Annotated in this window: 19 protein-coding genes; 7 read left to right on the top strand and 12 right to left on the bottom strand. The window is 59.2% G+C overall.

Translation table 11 applies throughout. From position 1 onward, the window contains the following. Window positions 1-53 precede the first annotated feature (53 nt). The 6 genes from DFR38_RS06370 to tpx all read left to right on the top strand — a co-directional run bounded on the left by DFR38_RS06370 (window position 54) and on the right by tpx (window position 6,218). Window positions 54-1,283: a DUF2399 domain-containing protein gene (locus DFR38_RS06370; protein ID WP_110313155.1), complete on the top strand. Its 1,230-nt coding sequence runs from the start codon at window positions 54-56 to the stop codon at window positions 1,281-1,283. A 78-nt stretch (window positions 1,284-1,361) separates the two neighbouring features. Further along, on the top strand, window positions 1,362-2,225 hold the full coding sequence (locus DFR38_RS06365) for an MBL fold metallo-hydrolase (RefSeq protein WP_110313154.1): 864 nt from the start codon (window positions 1,362-1,364) through the stop codon (window positions 2,223-2,225). A gap of 859 nt (window positions 2,226-3,084) precedes the next feature. Further along, window positions 3,085-3,987, top strand: a complete 903-nt coding sequence (locus DFR38_RS06360) for a DMT family transporter (protein ID WP_059285719.1) — start codon at window positions 3,085-3,087, stop codon at window positions 3,985-3,987. Between the two features lie 138 nt (window positions 3,988-4,125). Further along, the gene (hisC, locus tag DFR38_RS06355) at window positions 4,126-5,184 is read left to right on the top strand and encodes a histidinol-phosphate transaminase (RefSeq protein WP_059285701.1); all 1,059 of its coding nucleotides are present in this window, start codon (window positions 4,126-4,128) and stop codon (window positions 5,182-5,184) included. A 37-nt stretch (window positions 5,185-5,221) separates the two neighbouring features. Continuing rightward, on the top strand, window positions 5,222-5,611 hold the full coding sequence (locus tag DFR38_RS06350) for a carboxymuconolactone decarboxylase family protein (protein WP_045847912.1): 390 nt from the start codon (window positions 5,222-5,224) through the stop codon (window positions 5,609-5,611). A 109-nt stretch (window positions 5,612-5,720) separates the two neighbouring features. Next, the gene (tpx, locus tag DFR38_RS06345) at window positions 5,721-6,218 is read left to right on the top strand and encodes a thiol peroxidase (RefSeq protein WP_059285720.1); all 498 of its coding nucleotides are present in this window, start codon (window positions 5,721-5,723) and stop codon (window positions 6,216-6,218) included. Between the two features lie 74 nt (window positions 6,219-6,292). On the opposite strand, the gene DFR38_RS06340 is transcribed toward tpx, so the two are convergent. The 12 genes from DFR38_RS06340 to DFR38_RS06300 all read right to left on the bottom strand — a co-directional run bounded on the left by DFR38_RS06340 (window position 6,293) and on the right by DFR38_RS06300 (window position 22,443). Further along, window positions 6,293-7,576 (bottom strand): HAMP domain-containing protein, encoded by a 1,284-nt coding sequence (locus tag DFR38_RS06340; protein ID WP_059285702.1) that lies wholly within the window; start codon window positions 7,574-7,576, stop codon window positions 6,293-6,295. Between the two features lie 118 nt (window positions 7,577-7,694). Beyond that, entirely contained in the window at window positions 7,695-9,281 is a 1,587-nt protein-coding gene (locus tag DFR38_RS06335) for a methyl-accepting chemotaxis protein (RefSeq protein ID WP_110313153.1), read from the bottom strand. A 271-nt stretch (window positions 9,282-9,552) separates the two neighbouring features. Then, window positions 9,553-12,795 (bottom strand): ImcF-related family protein, encoded by a 3,243-nt coding sequence (locus DFR38_RS06330; RefSeq protein WP_059287304.1) that lies wholly within the window; start codon window positions 12,793-12,795, stop codon window positions 9,553-9,555. Between the two features lie 159 nt (window positions 12,796-12,954). Further along, entirely contained in the window at window positions 12,955-13,440 is a 486-nt protein-coding gene (locus DFR38_RS20915; RefSeq protein ID WP_146215929.1) for a hypothetical protein, read from the bottom strand. Window positions 13,441-13,501: 61 nt separating this feature from the next. Further along, entirely contained in the window at window positions 13,502-13,984 is a 483-nt protein-coding gene (locus DFR38_RS20910) for a hypothetical protein (protein ID WP_146215928.1), read from the bottom strand. Between the two features lie 361 nt (window positions 13,985-14,345). After that, window positions 14,346-14,705, bottom strand: coding sequence for a hypothetical protein (locus DFR38_RS20905; protein WP_146215927.1), 360 nt, complete (start codon window positions 14,703-14,705; stop codon window positions 14,346-14,348). A 51-nt stretch (window positions 14,706-14,756) separates the two neighbouring features. Further along, window positions 14,757-17,114: a M23 family metallopeptidase gene (locus DFR38_RS06325; protein ID WP_059287412.1), complete on the bottom strand. Its 2,358-nt coding sequence runs from the start codon at window positions 17,112-17,114 to the stop codon at window positions 14,757-14,759. 6 nt (window positions 17,115-17,120) lie between these two features. Then, window positions 17,121-19,412 carry a type VI secretion system Vgr family protein gene (locus tag DFR38_RS06320; protein ID WP_110313152.1) on the bottom strand — a complete coding sequence of 764 codons (2,292 nt, stop codon included), beginning with the start codon at window positions 19,410-19,412 and terminating at the stop codon, window positions 17,121-17,123. An 18-nt stretch (window positions 19,413-19,430) separates the two neighbouring features. Continuing rightward, complete coding sequence (locus DFR38_RS06315) at window positions 19,431-19,724, bottom strand: PAAR domain-containing protein (protein WP_059286960.1); 294 nt, start codon at window positions 19,722-19,724, stop codon at window positions 19,431-19,433. Further along, window positions 19,721-21,058 (bottom strand): hypothetical protein, encoded by a 1,338-nt coding sequence (locus DFR38_RS06310; RefSeq protein WP_059286959.1) that lies wholly within the window; start codon window positions 21,056-21,058, stop codon window positions 19,721-19,723. The genes DFR38_RS06315 and DFR38_RS06310 overlap by 4 nt, the downstream gene beginning before the upstream one ends. 321 nt (window positions 21,059-21,379) lie before the next feature. Further along, window positions 21,380-21,880 (bottom strand): GNAT family N-acetyltransferase, encoded by a 501-nt coding sequence (locus DFR38_RS06305; RefSeq protein ID WP_059286958.1) that lies wholly within the window; start codon window positions 21,878-21,880, stop codon window positions 21,380-21,382. A gap of 20 nt (window positions 21,881-21,900) precedes the next feature. After that, window positions 21,901-22,443, bottom strand: a complete 543-nt coding sequence (locus DFR38_RS06300; RefSeq protein WP_059286957.1) for a gamma carbonic anhydrase family protein — start codon at window positions 22,441-22,443, stop codon at window positions 21,901-21,903. A 138-nt stretch (window positions 22,444-22,581) separates the two neighbouring features. On the opposite strand from DFR38_RS06300, the gene DFR38_RS06295 reads away from it, so the two are divergent. After that, complete coding sequence (locus DFR38_RS06295) at window positions 22,582-24,618, top strand: M3 family metallopeptidase (RefSeq protein ID WP_059286956.1); 2,037 nt, start codon at window positions 22,582-22,584, stop codon at window positions 24,616-24,618. The last annotated feature ends 287 nt before the right edge of the window (window positions 24,619-24,905 follow it).

Here is a 24,905-nt window from a genome sequence, read left to right as displayed (position 1 = left end):
CTTGTTTGCTGCCGGCGGTCTACTCTTCTCACCCCCAACTCTGGCAGAACCCCATGTCCAGCTGGTTAGCCCGTATTTCCCCGGAACTGGTCGAACGCCTGCCCATTGGCGCACGCGGCCATCATCTGCTGCTACAACCCACCCTGGCGGCCACGCCGCTACTGTTGCCGCAGGCCGACCAGGCCCTGCTGCAGCGCTGGCTGGCCCTGCGCGTGATGCGCCAGCGCTGGACCACCCTGCTGGCGCAAAGTGGTGATGCGGCCCAGGCCGAAGACTTGCTGCGCCGCTTGCTGGAATGCGGCTGGTGCGAGGTGGAGCTGCATGCCGAACCCGGCCGGCCAGGCCAGTGGGAGCCGTTCTGGGTCAGCTGGCGCGAGGTGTACCAGTTGCGCAGCCTGATCGGCCTGCCGGATGCCGACGCACGCGACGAGGTGGTGCAACTGTGGCGCGGCTGGCAGCCGCAAAATCCACAACTGCAAGCGCTGGCCGCCAGCCTGGCCCAGCGCCTGCAATCGTCCACGCTGGAGCGACGGCTGAAAATCGCCCAGGCGCTGGATGGCTGGCTGACAGCCGGGCTGTGGGGTACGGAACGGCAGTTTTCCCAATATGCGCTGGGCCGCAGCAAGGCTTTTGGCGAGGCCGACCGGCGCTGGCTGGCCGAATTCGGCATTGCGCTGGAAGCCTGTGGCATCTCGCGCCATACCCCGCACGTTTTCCTGTCCGGCGCGTTGACACTCTATGCTGCGGGTCAGCCCTTGTTGTCGGCTGCCTTGTTGCAAAGCGGGCTGGCGCTGGCGCCGGAAGCACTGCAACAGGTGGATGCCGTCCGCGGCACGGTACAGATGGTGCGTATTGTGGAAAACCTCAGCGTGTTCGAGGTGCTGACCCGGCAGGCCGAACCGGTACTCACCATCTGGGTGCCGGGTTACCCGCACCGGCGCTGGCTGGCCGCGGTGGGCCATCTGCTGGCGGTATTACGCTTGCCGGTGCAAGTGGCCTGCGACCTGGATCCGGCCGGGGTGGCCATCGCCCTGCAGGTGGGCGAGCTGGCCGGGCAGGCCGGCTGCGCCTGGCAGCCCTGGCGCATGCAGGCGGACGAGCTGACGCTGGCGCATGGTGGCCAGCCGCTGAAAGAGGAAGACCAGCAGGCACTGGCCAGGCTGGCCCGCCTGCCGCTGCCGCCCATGCTGGCCGATCTGTGCGCCGCCATGCTGGAGCGCCAGCTGAAGGTGGAACAGGAGGCCTTGTTTATCGGCCATGGCGACGAGGGGCTGAGCGGCTGACCGTGGCCATGCAAAGCGGGTGACAGAACCGAGCGCTTGCTTGATAATCATCGGCACTGCATCTTGAGCGGAGCACCCATGCGTACCCTGACTTCCCTGCTTGGCAATTCCCAGAAACTGGACGGCGGCGCCATGTTCGGCAATGCGCCGCGCGCCATGTGGAGCCAGTGGCTGGCCCCGGACGAGCAACATCGCGTACCGCTGGCCTGTCGCTGCCTGCTGGTGCGCGAGGACGATGGCCGTCGCATTCTGCTGGAAGCCGGCATTGGTGCCTTTTTTGCCCCGGAGCTGAAAACCCGCTACGGCGTGGTGGAAGACGGCCATGTGCTGCTGGACAATCTGGCCGCTGCCGGCTGCAGCCACGAAGATATCGACGTGGTGGTGCTGTCCCATCTGCATTTCGATCATGTCGGCGGCCTGCTGGCGGCCTGGGATGGCGGCCCGGCGCGGCTGCTGTTTCCCAAGGCGCAGTTCGTGGTCAGCCGCAGTGCCTGGCAGCGGGCCAAAGAGCCGCATGCGCGCGACCGTGCGTCCTTCATTCCCGAACTGATTACCCTGCTGGAAAACAGTGGCCGGCTGGTGCTGACCGACGGCGAAACACCAGACTGCCTGCCAGCGGATTACCGTTTTCATCTGAGCGATGGCCATACCCCCGGCATGCTGCTGACCGAGATTCCGCTGGAAGGCGGGCCGGTGGTGTATGCCGCCGACCTCATCCCCGGCGCGTCCTGGGTGCATGTGCCCATCACCATGGGTTACGACCGTTTTCCGGAACAGCTGATCGATGAAAAGCGTGGCTTGCTGGATGATTTGCTCACCCGGCAAGGCCGGCTGTTTTTCACCCACGACCCGCAGCATGCACTGGCGCGGGTGGCGCGTGATGGCAAGGGGCGCTTCCATGCGGCAGAGCAGCTGCCGCGGCTGACGGCGCTGGCCAGCTGACTGTGGCATTTGTTTAACATTTTGCACGCGGGCCAGGGCCTTGCCGCGTGCTCATCGGCGGCGGCCTTTGCCGGTGGCGGCGGGGCGGCTGTTGCGCAAGTGATTGTATTATTTGATCAAACAATAGCGATAAATCTTGATATTGCACAGTAAGTGCTTGTTTGTATGATTGTATACAATAATGTTTGATCAATTGTGTTGGAAATATTTCACAAATCCATCGACAGACCCTCAGCGCCCGCTTATGCTGACTGCTTCTGACTGGATGCTGTCCGGCTCGCCATGGCGGTGGCCGCGGCAGCGCCTTGCAGTTTGTTGATGGGGAATACATCTCGTGGGGGATGTCGTTGACCGGGGCTACGGCTCCGGTTTTTTTTTGCCTGCCTGCGATGCAGACAACAGGCGTCGTGTCGATGCCAACCGTGATGTGATGCGCCCCAATCCCCGTGGCGCGCGCCGCGTGTTTACGTGGCGGGGCTGCCCGCCGCGCAGGCAGGGGAGCTGCGTCGCCAGCCCCCCTGCACCCCCAGGCGACCCCGGGTTGCGCGAATTCCCGCTCTTTCCGGGCCGGGCAAGGCGCCGCCGAACTCGCCATTCGCTAACGTCGAATGGCTCAAACAGAGCGGCGGCTTAAAACCTTGCCCAATCCCGGCTACAGCGGCGCGCGCCACGGGGTAATGCTGCGTTGGCCGCGTAAATTCTTAGCGACAATATCCTGAGTCGAATATGCCGTGCATTCACCAGCCAGGTAGCATAAAGCCAGTAAAAGCCTTGTCTGCAGCAGGCTGTTCAGTTTGATTGAAATGTTGCGCCGCAAAACAGTTGCCAGCCTTCCGCCCGGCATGGCATGGTTGAAACCATGAATTCACCACGTTCTTCCCACACTGCCGCTTACTGTCTGCTTAGCCTGGCCGCCCTGTTCTGGGCTGGCAACTTCGTCTTGGGCCGTGCCGTCCATGCCAGCATTCCACCGTTGACCCTGGCTTTTGGCCGCTGGTTGATTGCGCTGCTGGTGTTGCTGCCTGTCGGCCTCAAGCCCATGCTGGCGCAGCGCCCCTTGTGGCAGCCACACTGGCGCCGCATCATCCTGCTGGCCTTGCTGGGCATTGCCAGTTTCAATTCGCTGGTTTATCTGGGTTTGCAGTCCACCAGCGCCACCAATGGCGTGCTGCTCAATTCCTTCATTCCCATCCTGATCGTGCTGTTGGGCGCAGTGTTTTTCCAGCTGCCGCTTAATCGGGGCCAGCTGGCTGCCGTGCTGTTGTCCTTTGCCGGGGTGTTGCTGCTGGTGGCGCATGGCGAACCGGCACGCTTGCTGACGCTGGATATCAATCACGGCGATGCGCTGGTGTTCTGCGCCATGCTGGCCTGGGCCGTCTACACCCTTTTGCTGCGTGGCCTGCCCGCCGGGCTGGACCGCCTGGGCTTGCTGACCCTGCTGGTGGCCATCGGCCTGCTGGCCATCCTGCCGCTGTTTTTGCTGGAATATGCCCAGGGGCGGCGGCCGCTGCTGAGTGTCACCACGCTGGCGAGTTTTGCTTACGTCGGCACCCTGCCTTCGGTGCTGGCTTATCATTTTTATAATCAGGGCGTGGCGCGGGTGGGGGCGGCGCGGGCGGGCAGTTTCATCCACCTGATGCCAGCCTTTGGTGCCGTGTTGTCCATGCTGCTATTGGGTGAGGCCATTCATGCTTATCACCTGCTGGGGATTGCTGCCATTCTGGGTGGTGTGTTGTTGTCGGCGCGTAGCGCAGGACGTTAACAGCCGCTGAAAAAACTGCGTCGTCGCACCCTGCACTGTCTGCGTCGGCGCGCCTTGCATCAGGGACGCGATGCTATTTTGTTAGCCGCTCTCAATGAACTACAGGCTGCGCGGGTCGTGGCCGGGAAAGGTTGAATCATGAGTCGTTTCTGGAGTCCGGTGGTCCATCAGCTCACGCCCTATGTGCCGGGCGAGCAACCCAAGCTGGATACGCTGATCAAGCTCAATACCAATGAAAACCCCTACGGGCCGTCGCCCAGGGTGCTGGAGGCCATCCGTGCCGCCACCGACGATAGCTTGCGCCTGTACCCGGACCCCAGCGGCGACAAGCTGAAGGACGCCATTGCCAGCTACCACGGTGTCAGTCGCCCGCAGGTGTTCGTGGGTAACAGCTCGGACGAGGTGCTGGGCATCGTGTTCCAGGCCCTGCTCAAGCATGAACAACCCTTGCTGATGCCAGACATCAGCTATGGTTTTTACCCGGTGTATTGCGGCCTGTTCGGCATTCAGGCGCAACAGGTGCCACTGGACGACAGCCTGTCCATCCGCGTGGAGGACTACCGCCAGCCCTGCGGCGGGGTGATTCTGGCCAATCCGAATGCGCCCACCGGCCGCCTGCTGCCGCTCTCGGCCATCCGCCAGCTGCTGGATGATCATCCCGACCAGGTGGTGGTGATCGACGAAGCCTATGTCGATTTTGGCGGCGAGAGTGCCATCGCGCTGGTGGACGACTATCCCAACCTGCTGGTAGTGCACACCTTGTCCAAATCGCGCTCGCTGGCCGGGCTGCGCGTGGGCTATGCGGTGGGCGATGCCACGCTGATCGAGGCGCTGGAGCGGGTGAAGAACAGCTTTAACGCCTACCCGCTGGACCGCTTGGCGCTGGCCGGGGCGGTGGCCTCCTTCGAGGATGACGACTACTTCCGCCACACCTGCCAGGCGGTGATGCGCACGCGTGCACAGCTGACCACGCAATTGCAGGCGCTGGGCTTCGAGGTATTACCGTCGGCGGCCAATTTCGTGTTTGCCCGCCACCCGCAGCACGATGCCGCCATGCTGGCCAACGGCTTGCGGCAGCAGGCGGTGATCGTGCGTCACTTTACTGCGCCGCGCATCAACCAGTACCTGCGTATCAGCATTGGCACCGATGCCGAATGCGCGCGGCTGGTGCAAGTGCTGGGCAGCCTGTTGTCCTGAGACGGCTGGCCGATTTCAACCTTGGAAAGGAAGCGACATGAGCGAACAAGACCGCGCCGCCGGCAAGGCCCGCCGCACCCAGGTCATGGGTGAGGCCTTTGTCGAGCGCGCCATGAGCAATCTGGATGGCTTTTCCGCCCCCTTGCAGGACTGGCTGAACGAGCATGCCTGGGGCAGCACCTGGCAGCGCGAGGGGCTGGACCTGAAAACCCGCAGCCTGATCACCTGCGCCATGCTGGCGGCACTGGGGCGCAGCACCGAGCTGAAAGGCCATGTGCGTGGTGCCATCAATAATGGTGCCAGCCTGGTGGAAATCCGCGAGGTGCTGTTGCACAGCGCCGTCTATGGCGGTGCCCCGGCGGCGGTAGAGGCTTTCCGCAGTGCGCGTGAAGTGCTGAACGAGCTGGGACTCAAACTGGAAGAATAGGCTGACTGACGGCAGGGTTGATTTTCTGCCGCCAGGCCCCACACTGAGTGCATCTCCACCCCCGGCGACCGGTCGCAGCATTGGTCGCTCTTGCTTGAAGGACATGAAGATGGCATCTGTAACCCTGCGCGGTAACCCGGTTGAAGTGGCAGGCACCCTGCCGGTCAAGGGCGACAAGGCTCCGGCCCTGACGCTGACCAATGGCGATCTGGCCGACGTGAGCCTGGCTGATTTTGCCGGCAAGAAGAAAATCGTCAACATCTTCCCCAGCGTGGATACCCCCACCTGCGCCACTTCGGTACGCAAGTTCAACGAAAAGGCTGCCGGCAAGGCCGACACCGTGGTGCTGTGCGTTTCTGCTGACCTGCCGTTTGCGCAAAAGCGTTTCTGCGGTGCTGAAGGCATCGAGAACGTGGTGAACCTGTCCACCTTCCGCAATGCCGACTTCCTGCAAGCCTGGGGCGTGAAGCTGGCTTCCGGCCCGCTGGCCGGCCTGACTGCCCGTGCCGTGGTGGTGCTGGATGCCGACAACACCGTGCTGCACAGCGAGCTGGTAGCCGAAATCGGCAGCGAACCCGACTACGATGCCGCGCTGGCTGTGCTGTAAGCAGCCCGTCGCTACGCAGTAAATACCAACGGCAGCCCGTGATGGCTGCCGTTTTTCATGGTGCAGGGGCCGGATCAGCCGGCGTCGTGGGCCTGGGCGGTATGCGGTCCGCTGTGGCTGGCGCGGATGGTGGTCTCACCCTGGGGGCTGCCGAGCACTTCCGGGCGACTGCCCAGTTGCGACAGCTTGTCGCGGTGGCGCTCTGCCAGGCGCTGGTAGTGTTCGTCGGAGCGGCGGAAGAAAATCAGCTCCTTGTCGGTCATGCGTCTGACCTTGGTGGCCTCCACCGCCGCCTCGTGCGCCAGCAGGCTGCTCTGTTCGGCCATGTCGCGAATGCGCAGTCCCAGCTGGCTGATATCCTCGACGGCGCGGCCCAGCTTTTGCAGCTCGGCCACCGTGCTTTCCAGCTTGGCCTGCAGGCGCGCGCTGGACAGGCCGCCTGCTTCGCGGCTTTGCTGCAGGATGTCGGCACTCAGCCCGGCCAGCAGCTGGGCCACTTGCTGGCTTTGCTCGCCATACTGGATTTGCTGGCGCGTCTGTTCCACCACGCGGGTGGTCAGTTCCAGGACTTGCTGGCTCTGGCCTTCGCTATGAATGGCCGAGACATGCACGTCCTGCATCACCTCCAGCAGCTTGTCCAGTGCCAGATTGACATGGCGGGCTGCCTGGCCAAGCTCGTCCTGGCTGGTGTCGGGCAGGCGGGCGGCGGTATTGCCGGCGGCAATCTTGTCGGCAGCCTGACACATCATCAGGATGCGGTTTTTCAGGGCGCGGGCGGTCGCCAGCTGCAACAGCACCACCACGATGCCCATCAGCACCAGCGGGCCGAGAATGGCGAACAACAGCCGGCCCACCGTGGCCTGCATGTCGGCTTCGACCATGGCCAGGCCATCGTGCTCGGCCTGCAGTTGCTGATCGATGGCGGCGATCAGCGGCAACATGTGCATCTTGTAGGCGGCATCCGGAATGTTCAGCGCATCTTCCGGCGAGGTTTCGGCAATCTTCAGCGCGCTGGCAATCTGGCGGGTAAAGGCTTCCCAGCGTTGGGTCAGCGTCTGGTCGAAGCTGTCGCGCCGTTCGGCCGGCAGGGCAGGCAGGATGTCACCGCGCAGTTGCTGCACTTGCCGGCTGGTATCGGCCAGCTGGCGGGTGGTGCTGTCCAGCATGGGGTCGGCGCGCGCCAGGCTGAGCATGGCGGCTTTCAGTTGATTCAGGTGGGCCGACAGCGCCTGGCGCTGGCGGTATTGTTCGAATTGATGGGTCAGCGAATACAGTTGCACACCGGTCAGCGACAGTGCCAGCACCAGGCTGAGCAGGGTGAAGGCAATGGTAAGCCAGAGGCGTTTGACGAGCGACATGGCAGGCTGTCCACAATGGAAAGCCAACACGCTACGGCAAGATCATGACGCGGTTGTGACGGTTTTATGTCAGGTCATGCCCGCTGTCGCTGCTGTAAAACGCCTGCTGGCGCAGGCCCTAGCTTGCTTGCAGGCGGAACCAGCTGAGCGCCTGGTTCAGCACGCTGGCCGATTCTGCCAGCTGGCGCATCACCGGGCTGGCATCGCGCATCTGTTCGTCGATGGTACTGGCCAGGTGCGCCAGCTCGAAACCGTGCTGGCGGATGCTGTTGCCGGCCTCGCTCTGTTGCTGGCGCGAATGGCTGATATTGCCCATCAGCTCGTCCAGCTGCGCCAGGGTTTCATCCACACTGCTCAGCGCTGCATCCAGCGATTGCTGGGCATGCTGGTTGTCGTGGCTGGCCTTGCCTGCGGTATCGATGGCATCGCCCAGCGACTGCTTGACGGTTTCCACCTTGGCCAGGCTGTCGAAAATGCGCGAGGTGGCGCTGGCCGTGCGCTCGGACAGCTTGCGCACTTCGTCGGCCACCACGGCAAAGCCGCGGCCCTGCTCGCCGGCACGGGCGGCCTCGATGGCGGCATTCAGCGCCAGCAGATTGGTCTGGTCGGCCACATCGCGAATCAGCGTGCTGATCTGGGCGATGTCGCCAATGGACTGGTTCAGTTGCTGCATTTCCTGCATGGCAATGCCGATGCGGGCGGCCAGATGCTGCATGGCGGCGGCATTGGCATTGCCCAGCTGGCGTGCCTGTTCGGTGCGTTGCAGCGCCTGGCGCGAGCCGGCCTCGGCCTGTTCGATGAATTGCGCCACGCTGTCGGCCTGGCTGGCAATCTGCTCGGCGGCCTGATTGCTCAGATTGGCCTTGCCGGTTTGCAGGCGGCTGGCATCCGCCGCCTGGCTGGTCAGCAATTGCAGCTGCTGGCTGTCACGCTGGTTGCGGCTGGCGTGCTGGTGCACATTGGTCAGCAGCTCGCTCAGGCGCTCGAGAAAACGGTTGATGCGCGCCGACATCTGCGCCAGCTCGTCCTTGCCGTTTTCCGGCAGGCGCGAGGCCAGATTGCCTTCGCTCAGGGCATCGACAGCCCGTCCCATGGCCGCCATCTGCAATTTCAGGCGGCGCGCCAGTGCCAGCTGGATCAGCACCACGGCCAGGCTGGCCAGCGCCAGCGGCCCCAGGATGAATACGGCCAGCCGGCTCAGCATGCCGTGCATGGCGGCTTCTTCGCTGCTCTGGTTGCGGCTGGCCTGTTCCAGTTGTTTGTCGAGCAGGGCCACCAGCGGCACCAGGCTTTGCTGATAGGCCTGCTCCGGAATCGACAGCGCATCCTGCGGCGCACTCTGGGCAATGGTGAGTGCGCTTTCCAGGTTACGGGTGTATTCCTGCCATAGCTGGCCGGTCTGCTCCTTGAAGGTCTTGGCTTGCGCTTCGGGCAGGCTGGCGGCGATATTCACGCTCAGCCGTGCAACTTGCTGCTTGATCTGCTGCAGATGCTTGGCCGTGTCCGGCTGCAGGGGGTCGGCCCGCGCCAGGCTCAGCACCCCGGCCTTGAACTGGTAGAGGTTGGCCGACAGCTGCTGATGCTGGCTGTAGTCGTCCACATGCTGGGTAAGCGAGAACAACTGCTGGCTGGTGACGGCCAGCACGATAAGCAGGCTGGCCACGGTAAACAGAATGGTCAGCCATAAACGCTTGATCAGGGACATGTCATGCTGCTTCAGGACGGATGATGCTGCGCAGTGTAGACCCTGAAAATGTCAGTTCCATGACATGACTTAATGCCAAATGCTTATAATTATCTGGGGAATGGCTACATCATTTACAAGCAGGTCTTGCTAATCCGGCTGAATGCCGCGCAATACGGCCGCCGTGGCAGCCATGCCAAGGCGCTTGCCATCCCTGGCTGGCAGGGCGGCCAGCACACCGCGGTGGGGGCTGCCACGCCGCTTGTTCAACGCTCAGGTCGCGGAAGCGGAATCAGCCCGTGGCGCTCATGTTCGGCTTGGTTGCAGTCGGGCCCGTGATGGCAAATACCCGTGCCGGCAGCTTGAATTGCAACAGCTTGAGCAAGGCCAGCGGTCCTTCACCGGCGCTGGTACGCAGGATGTAGCGTGCGGTCAAACCGTCCGGCAGGGCAAAGTCCAGTTGAAAGCGTGCTTTGTCCAGTTGGACTACCCTGGCTTTTTCCAAGAGGCGGATAAAGGCCCAGCGGCCACTGAACTGCAGCGTTTGCCGCATGCCTGTCGCCAGCGACAGCCACTGCAAGTGGGTGCCGGTGTGCTGCCCGGTTTGCGGCCACTGCATGGGGACCCAGGCTTCTTGCTGGTTGAAGTACTGCAACGCCTGGCCATCAATCATCAGCGTGGTTTCGGCCAGCCCCGGCATGGCAACCGGGCGCAGCTCAAACTGATAGCCGGCATCGCCTTCGGCATACAGCAGGCTGGAGAGGCGGCTCAGTGCATTCACCGCATTGAGGAAGTCGGCATCGAAAGGGGCGGCATTCTGCAAGGTGGGGCTGGGCAGCCACTGGTCGCCCTCCTGCACCAGCGCCCCGGCCAGCGTACTACCCAGAAAGCGGGCAATCGCCCCTTGTTCCGGGGCCAGAAAGCCGGTCAGCACTGGGATGGAGCTGTCGTTATCCGTCGCATTGAAAGGATAGCGCCCGGCCAGTTGACTCCCCCAGGGCAGGTAGATGCTACGGCGCCACACATCATTGATGTCGAAGGCCGCAGGCAGCATCACCACCTGGTTGGCACTATCCAGCGGGCTGACAAACAGCTGCTGCGCAAAGCCGGCCCATTCTGCCCCCATGCTGGCAGCCTGCATGGCCGCGTACTCCTGGCCATGGGCCAGCGCATTCTGCTCGCCTTTGAACAGCGCCTGTGCCAACTGCCGTGCCGCCGCATCGGGATTGGGCGAGGCCGCCAGTTGTTGCAGTTTCAGCCGCACCGAGGTGACGGATTCCAGATAACGCGCCAGGCTGACGGTGTTGCCGGTTTGTACATCATCCGGAGCGGCCAGTCGCAACAAGGGGCCAAAGGCGCGGGCCAGCGGGTCGGTGGGCTTGCTCTGTGCCATGGCCGCCTTGTCGCGGGACTTGCCCACCAGTGCGCGGGTTTTGTCCAGCAAGTCACTGGCCAGGGATTTTTCCGCCGCGCCAGCCTGCCCCTGGTACTGGATCATGCTGATCAAGGCCAGCAGCGGCGAGCGTTGCGGGTCGGCATAGGTGTTCAACTGCTCTACCGTGCTGGACAGGCTGTTGGCCGATTGCCAGCGCATGCCGTTCAGCCAGCGTTGCCAGGCGGCGGCGTAGTCATTGAAATACCGTTGCTGCAAACGGGTCTTGAGCAGGCTGCCTTCACTGCGCGCCGCTTCAGCCCCCATCACCCACAGCGCCTCGCCGCCTTGTTTGGGGTCGGCACTGTCGATGGCCGCACGGACATAGCCTTCCCATGCTTCGCGGGTATAGGCACCGGGCAGGGTGCCCGGCAGCAGGAACAAGCCACGGCTGTCCACGCCCGGCAACAGGCTGCTGGCGGTACGGGGCGGATATTTGTCGGCAGCCTGTTGCAGGATGGACTGGTAAATCGTCTCGTCACCATGTTCCACTCCATTCAGGCCAAGCAAGGTCTGCCGGGCTGCCGAGACCACGGCAGGGAGGGCCGCCAGCTTCCATTCCGGGTGTGCTGCCAGATGCTGCGCATAAAAGCGCATGATGTCCACGCGCGGCTGATCGCTGAATCCACTGCGCTGGCCTAGCTGATCGGACAGGAAGGCCGCCTGGGTACGGGAGGGCGTATCCAGCATCAAATAGGCTTTCAGGCTGTCGAATCCCACCTTGCTGGCCAGCGAAATCGCCTCACCACCACCCGACAGCGGCAGCTTGTTCAGCTCAAGCAAAACGCGCTGCATATTCTGCTGGGCAGGCGCAATCACCCACTGCCTGGCCGCCTTGCCATAAGCGGCAAACAGCGGTTCTTGCACCTTGGCATTCAGGTTCAAGCCAAAGCGCGACAGCAGCGGAATCCCCGCCCTTGCCTGCTGCGACAGCTGCTGCAATAACCGTTGGGTGTTGAGCAGCGCCGGCAAGGCTTGCTGGATATTGCGGGCGGCATTCAGCTGTGCGATACGGGCCTGGGCATCCATCAGCAGCGTGTGATTGCGCACGGCCGACACCGCCACCCCCAGGATCAGCAGCAGGGATAGCGCCAAGACCAGCCAGCCGATGCGGTCGGTCAGGGTAAGGCGATGGCGGCGCGGTGGACACTGCACACAGTCCTCCACCACATGGCCCGCGATATCCGGTAAATCACTACCCGCAATCCAGGCCAGGCGAATGATGTGCTGCCCGTCTGGCAGGTGGCGGCTGATCTGCGCCAGCGACTCCGCCAAGTCGTCAATTACACCGGGCTGTTCCAGCGCCGCGGAAAAGGCCAGCGTGGCCGGACCTTTATCCGCCAGCAAGGCTGCCTGGCCGGCAATGGCGCTGTGCCAGACCAGCTGGTGCAAATCGGCCCGCGTTTGTGCGGTATCGCCGGGCTGGGTCAGTACACAGGAAATCCCTTGCGGCGGCACCGTCCAGCCAGTCAGGGCAAAACAAACCGGCAGCCGCCACTGGCAACGCGCATTCAAATCCAGCAGCTGCCGTAGCTGCACGCTCCCGGCGGTGGGCAATGCTTGCCCCACCAGCATGACGGCATCCAGCGGCACCCGCCAACGGCCACGCAAGCGGGAGAGCAGCTTGGCTGGCTGCTCCGGGGTAATGCGCAGCAACAAGGCATCAGGACTATCCAGCCAGAGCGGTGCCGGGGCCTGGTCAACATCCGCCAGGCTGGATACCGCTTTCTCCGGCAACAGCATTGCCACCCATGGCTTGATGCGGCGCCATTTGCCCGGGTATTGGTGGCGCATGTATTGCAGAACGGCATCCAGACCGGCCGTCGTGCCATCCATACCGGTGTTGGCACGGCTCAGGCGCGGTGCCATCAACGCAGCAGGCCCGCGGATCAGCAGCAGCAACCAGACAAACACCGCCAGGGTTGGCAGTAACACCGCCCAGAAGAAAAGACTGGTTTGCAACAGGAAACCATCCGTCGGTCCCTGAACCAGCGTTTTCCCATACAACCAGACCAGCAACAGTGCCAGCACTCCAATTGCAAACAGGATCAGGGGTATCCAGTAAACGCGGCGGGTGGGGGAGGCGGTTGGCAGGCTGGTCATGGCGATGGCTTCTCACGTTTGGCAATGCAATTCAAAAGGTATTCACGCTTACACACGGTCAGCGCTGGCGGAGTTATTGCAAATCAAGATGTGGTTTGAGCGACTACTGGTCGGCCTATGCGCCCTGCCTTTGTCGTTATTGGTGGAAAACGCTGGGTGTTATTTGCTTTCATCACCATCCAGTAAATCTGATTTGGACCAGTCGCACAGACTGGCAGGTGGGCTAGCCTTGGCCGCGCCTGAATCAGGGAAGAAAAAATACTCTTTTTTTGTTTTTTTGGAAAAGTAACGCAGAACTGTTATGCCATCTTGATATAGGTAAAATGAGTAGTAACCAGTATTTTTCTTGTTAATCATTTCACGGTATAAGTTCTCATAATCTTTGGTTACTCCAGAAAACGCAATATTATAATTAGATGAATATTTCAATGGAATTGAAGCGCCATTATTGTATTTTACATAACCATTTCTGAGTGGGCCTTGCGGCAGGGTCAGGCTGATAAAAATAGGCTTTTTATCTCCCATGGCAGAAAAGCAGTAGGTATTGGTTTCATTAATTCTGTTTTCGGATGTGGCCGGGAGCGCGGATGCATGCGCCGTGATGACAATAAGGGCGCTAATTAGGCTAGTGAGTTTTATTAGCATGACAGTCCTTGATAAGTAAATTGAACAAATCAAAACCAATACTTCATACTTATGTGCTTGATTATTTTTTCAACAGGCTAGATTTTGACCAGTCGCAGACTATGCCTGTTGCATCTTCTTTTTGTGCTCCTCGATCAAGAAATAATTTATAGTGTTTATTTTTTTTCTTGGAGAAATACACAACGTCTGTACTTGGAGGGGCTTTCATGTATACGGCGTAAGTATAATATCCAGTCATTTTGTTGTTTATTAGTTCGGCATAAGTTTGTATTTGACCATCAAATGTTGATTTTTCTGTTTTTATATCTTCTGAATAGAGATATTTCAAACGTCGTTTTTGACCATTTTCATGCTGTGCTTCGCCAGTGTTCTGTTCATCATAAAATAAGCTGAAATTAATAAAAATAAATTCATTTTTGTCTTGTGCTGAAAAGCAAGTGGGCACAGATATTTCTAATTCATATATTGAACTTCCCTGGCTGTTGGTTGGAAAGCTTGCGATAAAGACAAGAGTAGATGAGAGGATGGTGAGTTTTTTTGACATATGCACGTCCTTTTAACTTGTTAAGTAATGTGATATCTATTAATTTGATTCCTCGGCCTTTGTAAAGTGTAGGGTAGGTTGAGCAAGTGGGTAGTTTTGACGTATTTCTTTTTTTAACCCCATTTCCATTGTTAATTTTTGCTTTTCGCCATTCCTGCACCATTCATTAGCATGGATCATCCTTGGTGATGAATAATAGTGTTCTTGCTTTTTTTAAGTGTTCTGTGTTGGTGCTTAATTGATATTTTCGCTCAGTCGACTTGATTTAGACCAATCACACGCAATGCCTGGGATATTGGAGTCTGATGCTCCTTGGTCAGGGAAGAGGGTGTATATTTCTTTTTTCTTCTTGGATTTATATTCAAGACTTGATGTTCCCCCCCATTTGCCATGTGTAAATGTAGTGTCCAGTAATTTTTTTGTTAATAATTTCAGCATAGGTGTATGAATCTATATCAACTCTTGCTCCTGGTATCGAAAATGATTTGTAAGATATAAATTTTAGATATATTTTAGGTTGGTTAATATATTTAACGTAGCTATCGTGATGCTTATCTTCAGGCGATGTGAATTCAAGAAATATAATCTTCCCATTTTGATTTGAAGAGTAGCAGTCTGTATAAAATATGATATTGTTTCTTTTATTATTTGCCTGACTATTGGTTGCATAGCCAATCGAAAAAATAATTACGCAGACTAGTCTGGTAATTATTTTTGTCATGTGTTTTTCCTTTAGGTTAATTAAATGCCTGTATGTGCGCATGATCAATTATTAAGGTCTTTGTAGAATGTAAGGTGGATTGAGAATGTGTGTGGCAGGTATGAATTTTTCTTTTTCATCTTGGTTTATCTTTTCCATTTTACTATTTCTGCGCCAGACAAAGGTGATGCTTATACTGTTTTTAGGAGGGGTGTAGTCATGTAAAATCCATTTGCAATATTCTAAAGCTTGAAGCCTTAGCTCAAGTCCGTTGATATATTGATCAAGGACCCTACCATTGACACCTTTACTAACCTCTATGCCATCCTTAATTGTGGTTCCTGCATCACACCGACGGTGCAGTGTAACTGCATATGGTGATTGATTGCTTATCCAGTAAAAGCCACAGCTATCGACACAACCAAATACATTGTTGATGGACGGAGGTTTTTTATTTTTTGGGCCTGGTACTCCTGGCTTTGCAATCATCAGGTCTGGGTCCCAGCCTAATTCCGCATACACACCAAGCTGTGTATTTTTGGCGGATGGTATTCCACGAAATTCACCATACTTTGAATAAGAACCTTTGTGTGTGAGTTGAATAATGCCGCGTCCCCAATAGGGCTTGTATTTTGCGCTTTGAAGATGTGGCTCGGCTAAAAATGCCAGATAACTTGTTTCTGGAATGGTCTGGGCAATAAAATGGGCTAATCTGCCTTTGCTGTGTAATATTCCATATTTGTTAAAGCCTTGGCATAGTGCCTTTGTCCAGGTTTTGGCCGTGGAGAATGCTGCCTCCCAACTCTTGGATTCTGTTTTAAATTGCGTATCAACAAGGCGTTTTAGTGTTCTTGGCAGTAATTGCGCAAACTCAAACTCCGACAGCCAATTACATTTCCTGAAATGCAGGATGAACTCCCTGGGGTTGAAGAACCAGACGTCTTCCGTTATCGCGCCCTGGTAAAACGCCTTGCTGGCATTATCTACAGCAGGTAGACAAGCACTGGGGAATTGATTGTTGTTGTCGACGAATCGCTGCCAGAAGCAGGCTTTGTCCAGGTCGTCGATTAATTTCTGGAATTTGCTATTGTCTAGCGGTGTGGGGTTAAGTGGGGATGCCACTTTGCGCCATTGTTGGCGCATTGCCTTCTTTGCTTTGTCCCATTCGCTGGGGATTTTGCAAATCATTTTTGATAGTTTGCTACTGACAGCCGGGTCAGTTAATGCCCGTTGCAATGCGGCTGCGTTTTTCTCGCTGCCCGCTGGATACAGTAGTGAATGAACGATTTTGCTATCACACAGGCCGTTATCAACCGGGTCATCATCGATGAGGGTCCAGTCTGCCCAGTCCGGGAAATCGCCATCACTAAATACGGTAATGGGCTTTGCGCCCTGGGCGGGTGCGGCATTGAGATTGACCCAGGCCAGTCCCTGCGGTGTGTCAATCTGATGCCAGTGTGGAATGTCATGGCCAATTTTCTGGGTGTTGACCTCATCAATGATGCGGCCAAATTTCAGCATTTCATAAATTGCGCTGGGGGCGATTTTTTTATACTGTTCGCCCATCTTGACTGCTCGGTTATAGAGTGTGTATTCGTATGCCTGGTAGAATTTGCTGTCTTTGGCGCGTTGTGGGATGCTGATGTATTGATTGTCTTTTAATAACTTGCTGCTTATCGTGACTTCACCCTTTTCAAATTTGATGGTGACGTATAAATCTGACGTACTCGGTGTTGGATTTTTGAGGGTGGATGCGCTGTAATCTGGCGCTGTCGCCTGGAAATATAAGGGAGTGCCTGCCGGGATGTAGTAGTGGGTATCGCCGTAAACAATGTTTTTCCGGCCGGATTTGGCGAGGTTCAGCTTGCCGCTGCTGCGGCCAGTGATTTTCTTTACATTTGCGCCGCTGCAAAAGATTTCAAAATGGATGCCGCTATTTTCTGCCACGTTACCGACATGGCCAATCAGGTCTTTTCTATAGACGGGGCTGCCCTTGGCGTAGGCTGTCTTGATTGCTTCATTGATGATTTGCAGGTGTTGATAGCAGGAGTAATACACAATGCAGCCTTCTGCCTCGCTACCAATCTGGGTTTCATGCCTGATGATCACCACTCCGTTGGAGTTGGCGTTCTCGCTGAGGTCTGTTCCTTTATCCTCGGCGTAATACATGACGGCACCGTCGGCAATGGCCCATACGGCGTTGTTGTCCCCCGATCCGACAAAGCCGGTAATGTGCAGGCCGGGGTGCCATTGGCCGGATTTTCCTACTGGAAATCCGCCCCTGTCGCGATTGGGCATCATGCTTTCCAGCCATGCCCTATCTTCTTTCTGGGTGGTGGTTTGTGCTTGTGCTGGTTTTAGTAGTACGGGTGGTCCGATTAACATTTTTATTCCTTGTTCGGATTGAATGATGAGCTGGCGAATAATCAATACCCTTCATTCCGAGTAGTTCTGATCAAGGCTTAATTCGGTTTTGGGGAATGAGCTAATCGGATTAGCCAGCCCCGCCTTCCCTTCATTACTCAAGGTGCCGTGCAGCTTGATATCGCCAAACACCTCGATGCCCTTGGCGCTGATGCGGATGCCATGGCCGCCTGCCGCCAGTTCTATGCTGTCGTGCCCGGCGATGGTGATGTGCTGGTTGCTGTTCAGCCGCAGTGCCTTGGCGGCTGACACCGCCAGCGGGCCGCCTTGTGCCTGGATGTCTACGCTGCCCTGGTTGGCATAGAGACGCGCGCCGCCGCTGCGGGCAAACAGGCTGATGGCGCCGTTGGCGTTGTGGCGGATGTCGCCCAGGGCGGCGTGGCTGATGTGCTGTCCGGCGGTGACGGCATAAGTGGCACCGGCAGCGTGCTGGATGGTGTGCGGAGTGGTGAGGCCGATGCCGGCCGGGGCGCTGATCAGGATGCCGGCCTGTGCCAGTTGTTTGAGCGACTGCTGTAACAGGTCGACCTGGGCCTGCACATCCGGCGGCAGCGCCCTGGCGGTGGTGGCCGCATCGGCCAGGGCTTTGGCCAGCCGGTTGGCTTGTTCCAGCTGGTGCAGCGCTGCGGCCATGTCCAGTTGTGGCGTGGCGGCCACGGCTTTGGCTTCGGCGCTGATCAGCAGGCCCTTGCCGGCGCGGAGGGCACCCCAGTGATCGGTACGCAGCTCAAAGCCTTCGCCGCGTGGCGCGCGGGCGGCATCCACCAGGTGGCCGATATTCAGCTGGCTTTTGCCGTATTCGCTGGCCAGCTTGATATGTTCCTTGCCCTGCAAATCCTCCATGCGCAGCTTGTTGTTGGCCTTGGTGCGGATGACGTTGCGGCTGTGCCACTGGCTGGTGATGGGGTCGGGCCGCTCGCTGTCGTGGGTGATGGCGGCAATATAGGGCTGGTCCGGATCGCCATCGCTGAAGGCGAGGTGGACGATGGTGCCGGCGTGGATGGGCATATGAAAGCCGAATTGCCGTCCGGCAAACGGTTTGGCCAGTCGCACCGCGCGCGAGTCACCGCCGGGGCTCCAGCTGTCCAGGTCGAACAGATAGCGCACGCGGTAGCGGCCATGCTCGTCGAGGAAGGGGTAGTGATAGCTGTTATTGCCGGGGCTCACCACCCTGGCGGGCAGGGTGCCGTGTATACGCGGTTTGGGGGGAAGGGCGGGGCGCCAGACGCGATCCGCCGGTATGGCGTGGAAGCTGTTGTGGTAGGCGCTATCGCGGCTGCCGGCGTGGGTCACGGCGGTAATCAGCCAGCCGTGCGGGGCGTCGGCAAAGGGGTGGGTCAGCTTCAGCACTTCGCCGGGGCGTAGCAGGCTGACATTGCTGTCGCCCCTGGCGCAGCATTGCCGGCTGACGGAAAGTTCGTGGCGGATCTGTGCCAGCCGGACGGACTCCTCGTCATCACGATTGCCATCGCCCCAGTCATAGTCCTCGCCATGGGCGGCAGGCACTTCGCCAGTAAAACCGGCGCTGCCATCGGGTAGCTGGCTGGCGGCCATGTCGTTGAAGTTGCGCCGCCGTGTCGTGTGCAGCATCGGGCTGTGCCGGATGCGAAAGGCGGTCACTGCCTCGGTGCCAACACTTTCCAGTCCGGCCTGCTCGCGCAGCGGGATATTGAGCAGCTGGCCGCGGCGGTAATGCTCCAGATTGTTGCCAAACTGGATGACATCCTTGCCGTCACTGGACTGGGTGAACTGGTAGAAGATGCCGGCCTGCGCGGCCAGGCGGCTGAGAAAGGCCAGATCGCTTTCGCGGAACTGGGTGAGGTGTTCGTAGCTGGCTTGTGCGCCGGTCAGGGTGAAGTGGAAATCGCTGCCAGCCAGCCCATGTTTGCGCAACAGCGCTTCGATGACCTGCGCCACCGTCATGTTCTGGAACAGTCGGGTAGTGCAACTGTCCTGCAGCGGGGCCAGGCGCGGGCCGATGGTGAAGGTGTACAGCGTTTCCTCCGCCGTGCTGCGGCCACGTTCTCCATGGCGCACCACGCCGTGCCAGCTGCGTTGGCCTGCCACCTCGCTGAGCAGTGGCGGGAGGCCGGGAATGGCCAGCGGCGGTACGGTGGATTGCGGGGTGATGCTGAAGGTGACCGGCAGGCCGATCAGCGGGGCGAGGGCCAGGTCGCGGTCGGGCAATGTCACCGCCACGCTGAGTTGGTAAGGCGTATCCAGCGCTTCTTCAATCTGAAAGGAATGCACGGACGGGGCGAGGCGGAAACGGGCGGGGAAGTTCAGCTGGTAAGCGTTGCGCATGGGGTGGCCTCTGGTGGGTCAGGTGGCGACCTGCCATTCCTGGCAGTCGTGGATGAGGCGGGGATGAACAGGGCAGCGGCACAGCACCAGGTCACCGCTCAGTGCCAGGGTTTTGCCCTTGATATTGTTTTGCCCCAGCGTGCCGCGTGGCCCGGCCATGGCGATGACGCCGATACGGTTGCAGACGTCACAGCGCACTTTGGCTCCGATGAAGGACACCGGAATGCCAAGCAATGTCGGTCCATCGACCATGCCTTCCACTACTTCGCCGCGTCCGGTGATGCGGCAGCCTTGGCGGATGACAAATCTCATGCGGTGGCTCCTGTTGTGGTTGATGCGGGTGGCAGTGCAACACCGGCCCAGTGCTGAATTCCCTGCCGGCTGTGCCAGCCCATGGGCTGTTGTCGCAGCGTCGCGGCTTCCAGTGCCATCGCCGTCATGATCCAGCAGCCCAAGGCTCCGGGATTGCCCCAGTAAGGTTCATGTTCCACGGCGTCGATTTGCCAGCCTGCCGCAGACAGCTCTGCCAGGCCGTCATGGTTCAGGCTGAAAAAGGATGCGGGCGGATCGGCCAGTGCGGCATTGCCTTGCGCCAATGCCAGATGTTCTGGCGCGCTGAACAGCACTGGCCGGGACAGGCTGGCACCTTCGCCGGTATTGCTTGCCAGCATGGCAAAGGCAGCTTCGGCGGCGGGTGGGCCATGGCTTGCACCGAAGCTGGCTGCAGGCGTGACGATGCCTGCCAGCAGGTGGTAACTGGCATCCGGTTGGGTGTGCAGCGCATCCATCACGGCATCGATATCCTCGGGGCTGTGCAAGCGATGCGGGCGGGGAGTCAGAAAGATGCCCAGCTCGCTGGCATGCTGGCGAAAGCGTAACCACGTGTCTTCGCTACCACTCCAGGAGACGGCAAGTGAGGCGTTCAAGGCGGGTTGAGGCCACTCGGCCATCAGCGTGGCCAGCTTGGCAGGGAGGTAATGGGTGGCAGGAAGGCTTTGTTGGCTGTCGTCCGGCATGGGTGGCATTTCAGCAAGTGGTGTGACAGCGTGCGCGGTCGCAGCGTCGTTTGCGTCGCTGGTTTCCTCATCCCCCATCTCATCATCTGTATCCGGATAAGGAAGCCACGTGGCCTCGTCGTCATCCTGCGTGTCGTCTGCGGCGGCGGTGGATTCAGGTTCAGCCAGATAGGGCGGTGCCGCGGATTCAAACTGCGGTACTGGTAACACCTTGCTGAACGGGACAGGTGTTGCGCGTAGTCCCTGGAGCAGAATCTGGCGATCTGCCGCGTGCATGCAGGCCGGGCCAAGCAAGGCGATCTGCCGGATATACAGCCGCGCTTTGCGGCGCTGTTCTTCCTGGTGATAGGCGGCGAGATGCAAGGCATTGCGGTGATCAATAACCCAGCCTGCCAGCAGCCAGCCGCTGTAGCGCAACAGCGTCCAGAAGCTGGAAAGAATGAAACCGGGCGCGGCAGCCTTGAGCCAGAAGCCGGTCAGAGGAGCCGCCGTGGCGGTGCTGACTGCCGTGGTGTAGGTGCTGATCAGCGTAGAAAGCAGGGTGCAGGCAAGTATCAACATCACATAGCGTGGCCAGTTGGGCTTGGCGGGTAACGCTTCTTGCTGCAGTCGATTTTCGGATGCTTGCATGCCATGCAGACCAATCGCAGGGAAGATTGATCAGGCATTACACTGCGCTAGATTTTGATCAGCAATGCCCACTCAGCCAGTTTTGCCGACTGCTCATGTCTAAAGAATGGCGGGTGTCGAGTGGCCTGCCATTGCTAATGGCGCGCAATGATTGTGAGCCCATGCCAGGCAGGACGGGCGTGATGACTGACATGCCAAGCCATCACTGCCAGCTGGCAAAAATCCATTCCCCCGCAGTCCGGATGAGGTTGCCAGGTCAGATAGGCGGATGGGCAGTAGATGAGGAAGGGAAAGGCCCGCCCAGCTGGCAGGCCATGGTACTTAGCGGCTGCTCAGTAACACGCAGGGCTGGCCATTGAGTTCGAACTGCGCCTCCACCACCATGCCCAGCCTGGCATGCGCCTTGAGCGAGGCCTGGTTATCGGCATGGATGAACAATACGGCCTGCTGGCCGGGCAGTTGCCGCTGCAGCTGCTGCCACATGGCGGCCAGCAAGCCCTGGCCGCGTGCGCGTGCTGCCAGGCAAACCGGGCCATAGAAATAGAATGGCCCGGTGCCGTGATGCAGCTGTGCCATCTGTATTGCCACCGGACTATCCTGATGCCGGCTGCTGCTGGTAAACAGCACGCCCAGCAGGCCGGCCTCGTCTTCCGCCAGCAGTATCGGCATCTGGTCTGCCGTGGCTTGTGCCAACCAGTGACTGATCTTTTCCACCGGAAAATCGCCGTGCAGCGTACCGCCCTGGCTGCTGCTTTCCGGCAACATCAGCGCGGCAATGGCCGCGACATCGCTCTCGTTGGCATTGCGTAGTTGCAGCAGCATGGCAAGTCTCCGGTGAGGGTTTATTGCAGATTGGGTTTGTGCTTGTTGGCGACGCGGATGTAGTGCTCGGCCGAGTACTTGAAGTAGGCCAGTTCCTGCTCGGTCAGCTTGCGCGCCTGTTTCACCGGGTTGCCCAGGTAGAGATAACCGGACTCCAGCCGCTTGCCCGGTGGCACCAGGCTGCCAGCGCCAATCAGCACGCGGTCTTCGATTACGGCGCGGTCCAGAATGATACTGCCGATGCCCACCAGCACTTCATCGCCAATGGTACAGCCGTGCAGGGTGACGTGATGGCCGATGGTGACGTGCTTGCCAATATGCAATGGCGCGCCCACCGGGTCGCTGTCGCGCTTGTGGGTGACGTGCAGCATGGCAAAGTCCTGGATATTGCTGCCCTCGCCAATATGAATGGCGTTGACGTCGCCACGGATGACGGCAAACGGCCACACCGAGGCATCATCTGCCAGCGTCACGTCGCCAATCACCACAGCGGCAGGGTCGATATAGCAGGAGTCGGCAATCTGCGGGGTCGTGCCATCATAGGGGCGGATATTGCGATTCATCAGAACGTCCTCATCTAACAGGTTCAGGATTCCCTATCATATAGCAATGGTCGCCGCCGGTTCGCCGGCTGGCCGCCTGATTTCGATACCGGCGCAGTGCTGTGCCAGCCACTGCCAATTGCCCACAGGAAGTGAACAATGAGCCAGAACCCGCTCCTCGACTTTACCGGTCTGCCACGCTTTGCCGAGATTCGTCCCGAACACATCAGCCCGGCCATCGCGCAATTGCTGAGCGAGGCCCGTCACACCGTGGCGCAACTGACCGCGCATGTGGATAGCCCAAGCTGGGAGAACTTTGTTGATCCGCTGACTGATGCCACCGAGCGCCTGTCGCGTGCCTGGGGCGTGGTGGGGCATCTGAATGCGGTGGTGAATACCCCGGAACTGCGCGATGCCTACAACGCCAACATCGCGCCCATTTCCGAATTCTGGACCGAGCTGGGCCAAAACCTGGCCTTGCTCGGCCAGTTCAAGGCCATCGAGGCCAGCCCGGCCTATGCCGGCTACAATGCCGCCCGCCAGAAGATCATCCAGAACGATCTGCGCGATTTCCGCCTGTCCGGTGCCGAATTGCCCGAGGCGCAGCGCCAGCGCTATGCCGCCATCCAGAGCCGTCTGGCCGAGTTGTCCGCCCGCTTCGAACAGAACGTGATGGATGCCACCGACGCCTTCAGCCTGTATCTGGAAGACGCCAGCGAGCTGGACGGCGTACCGGAAGACGCGCTGGCCCTGTTTGCCGCGGCTGCCCAGGCCGATGAAAAAACCGGTTACAAGATCACGCTGCAGTTCCCGTTTTACTTCCCGGTGATGCAGTACGCCCATAACCGCGCACTGCGCCAGAAGCTGTACGACGCCTATGTGAAACGTGCGTCGGAGTTCGGCCTGCCCGAGCACGACAACACCGAAATCATCCGCGAAAAGCTGCAACTGACGCGCGAAGAGGCCCAGCTGCTGGGCTTTGCCAATTATGCCGAGCTGTCCTTGTTTACCAAGATGGCGGAAAGCCCGGCGCAAGTCATTGCCTTCCTGCGCGACCTGGCCGCCCGTGCCAAACCGTTTGCAGCAAAAGACCGTGCCGAGCTGGAAGCCTTTGCCAGCAAGGAGCTGGGCCTCTCCGACCTGCAAGCCTGGGACATTGCCTATGCCGCAGAAAAACTGCGCGTGGCGCGCTATGCCTTCTCCGAACAGGAAGTGAAGCAGTACTTCCCGGAGAGCAAGGTGCTGCCCGGCCTGTTCGGCGTGGTCAACACCCTGTATGGGGTGCAGGTGCGCGAGAGCAGCGCGCCGGTATGGCATGACGATGTCCGTTTCTACGACATCCTCAAGGATGACCAGCTGGTGGGTAGCTTCTACTTTGATCTGTACTCGCGCGAGGGCAAGCGCCCCGGTGCCTGGATGGATGACGCCCGTGGCCGTCGCAAGAAGGGCGACACCATGCAAACCCCGGTGGCTTATCTCACCTGCAATTTCACCCGTCCGGTGGGCGACAAGCCGGCGCTGTTCACCCACGATGAAGTCATCACCCTGTTCCACGAATTCGGCCACGGCCTGCACCACATGCTGACCCAGGTGGATGAGCTGGGCGTGTCCGGCATCAATGGCGTGGAATGGGATGCGGTAGAGCTGCCCAGCCAGTTCATGGAAAACTTCTGCTGGGAGTGGGATGTGCTGCAAGGCATGACCGCCCATGCCGAAACCGGCGCAACCCTGCCGCGTGACTTGTTTGACAAGATGCTGGCCGCCAAGAACTTCCAGAGCGGCATGATGACGGTGCGCCAGCTGGAGTTTTCGCTATTCGACATGCTGCTGTATACCGATTTTGATGCCAGCACCGGCGATTGGCTGGCCTTGCTGGACGAGGTGCGCCAGGAAGTGGCGGTTAACTTCCCGCCGTCCTACAACCGCTTCCCCAACAGCTTCAGCCACATTTTTGCTGGTGGTTATGCGGCGGGCTATTACAGCTACAAATGGGCGGAAGTGCTGTCGGCCGATGCCTATGCCGCTTTCGAAGAGGCTGGCGGTGCCAATGCCGCCACCGGCAAACGCTTCTGGGATGAGGTGCTGGCCGTTGGTGGCAGCCGTTCGGCGCTGGAATCCTTCCGTGCCTTCCGCGGCCGCGACCCGCAGATCGACGCACTGTTGCGTCACTCCGGCATGGTGGAACAGGCGGCCTGAGTCACAACAAATATTTACAGGAGGGGAGGGAACTCCCCTGATTTGCTCTGGCTCTAATCTTTGCTCAACGGGTTATCTCCAAGAGCAGCAAGCGAGCCAGACGCTTATCTCTGCCCCTCAACGGACATCGATATTGTGTCTTTTCCCCTACCCCCAATCCCCCTTGGGGGTATTTTTTTGCCTGCTGTTCCACGGCAGACATGAAAACACCGCCATGCGGCGGTGTCGGATCGTGCTTTCAGTGAGATGACGCCTCGGTGAAACAGCCTGGCGCTAAGCGGTACATG

Source organism: Aquitalea magnusonii, assembly GCF_003202035.1.
Taxonomy (GTDB): domain Bacteria; phylum Pseudomonadota; class Gammaproteobacteria; order Burkholderiales; family Chromobacteriaceae; genus Aquitalea; species Aquitalea magnusonii.
This window is presented reverse-complemented; position numbering and strand designations above follow the sequence as displayed.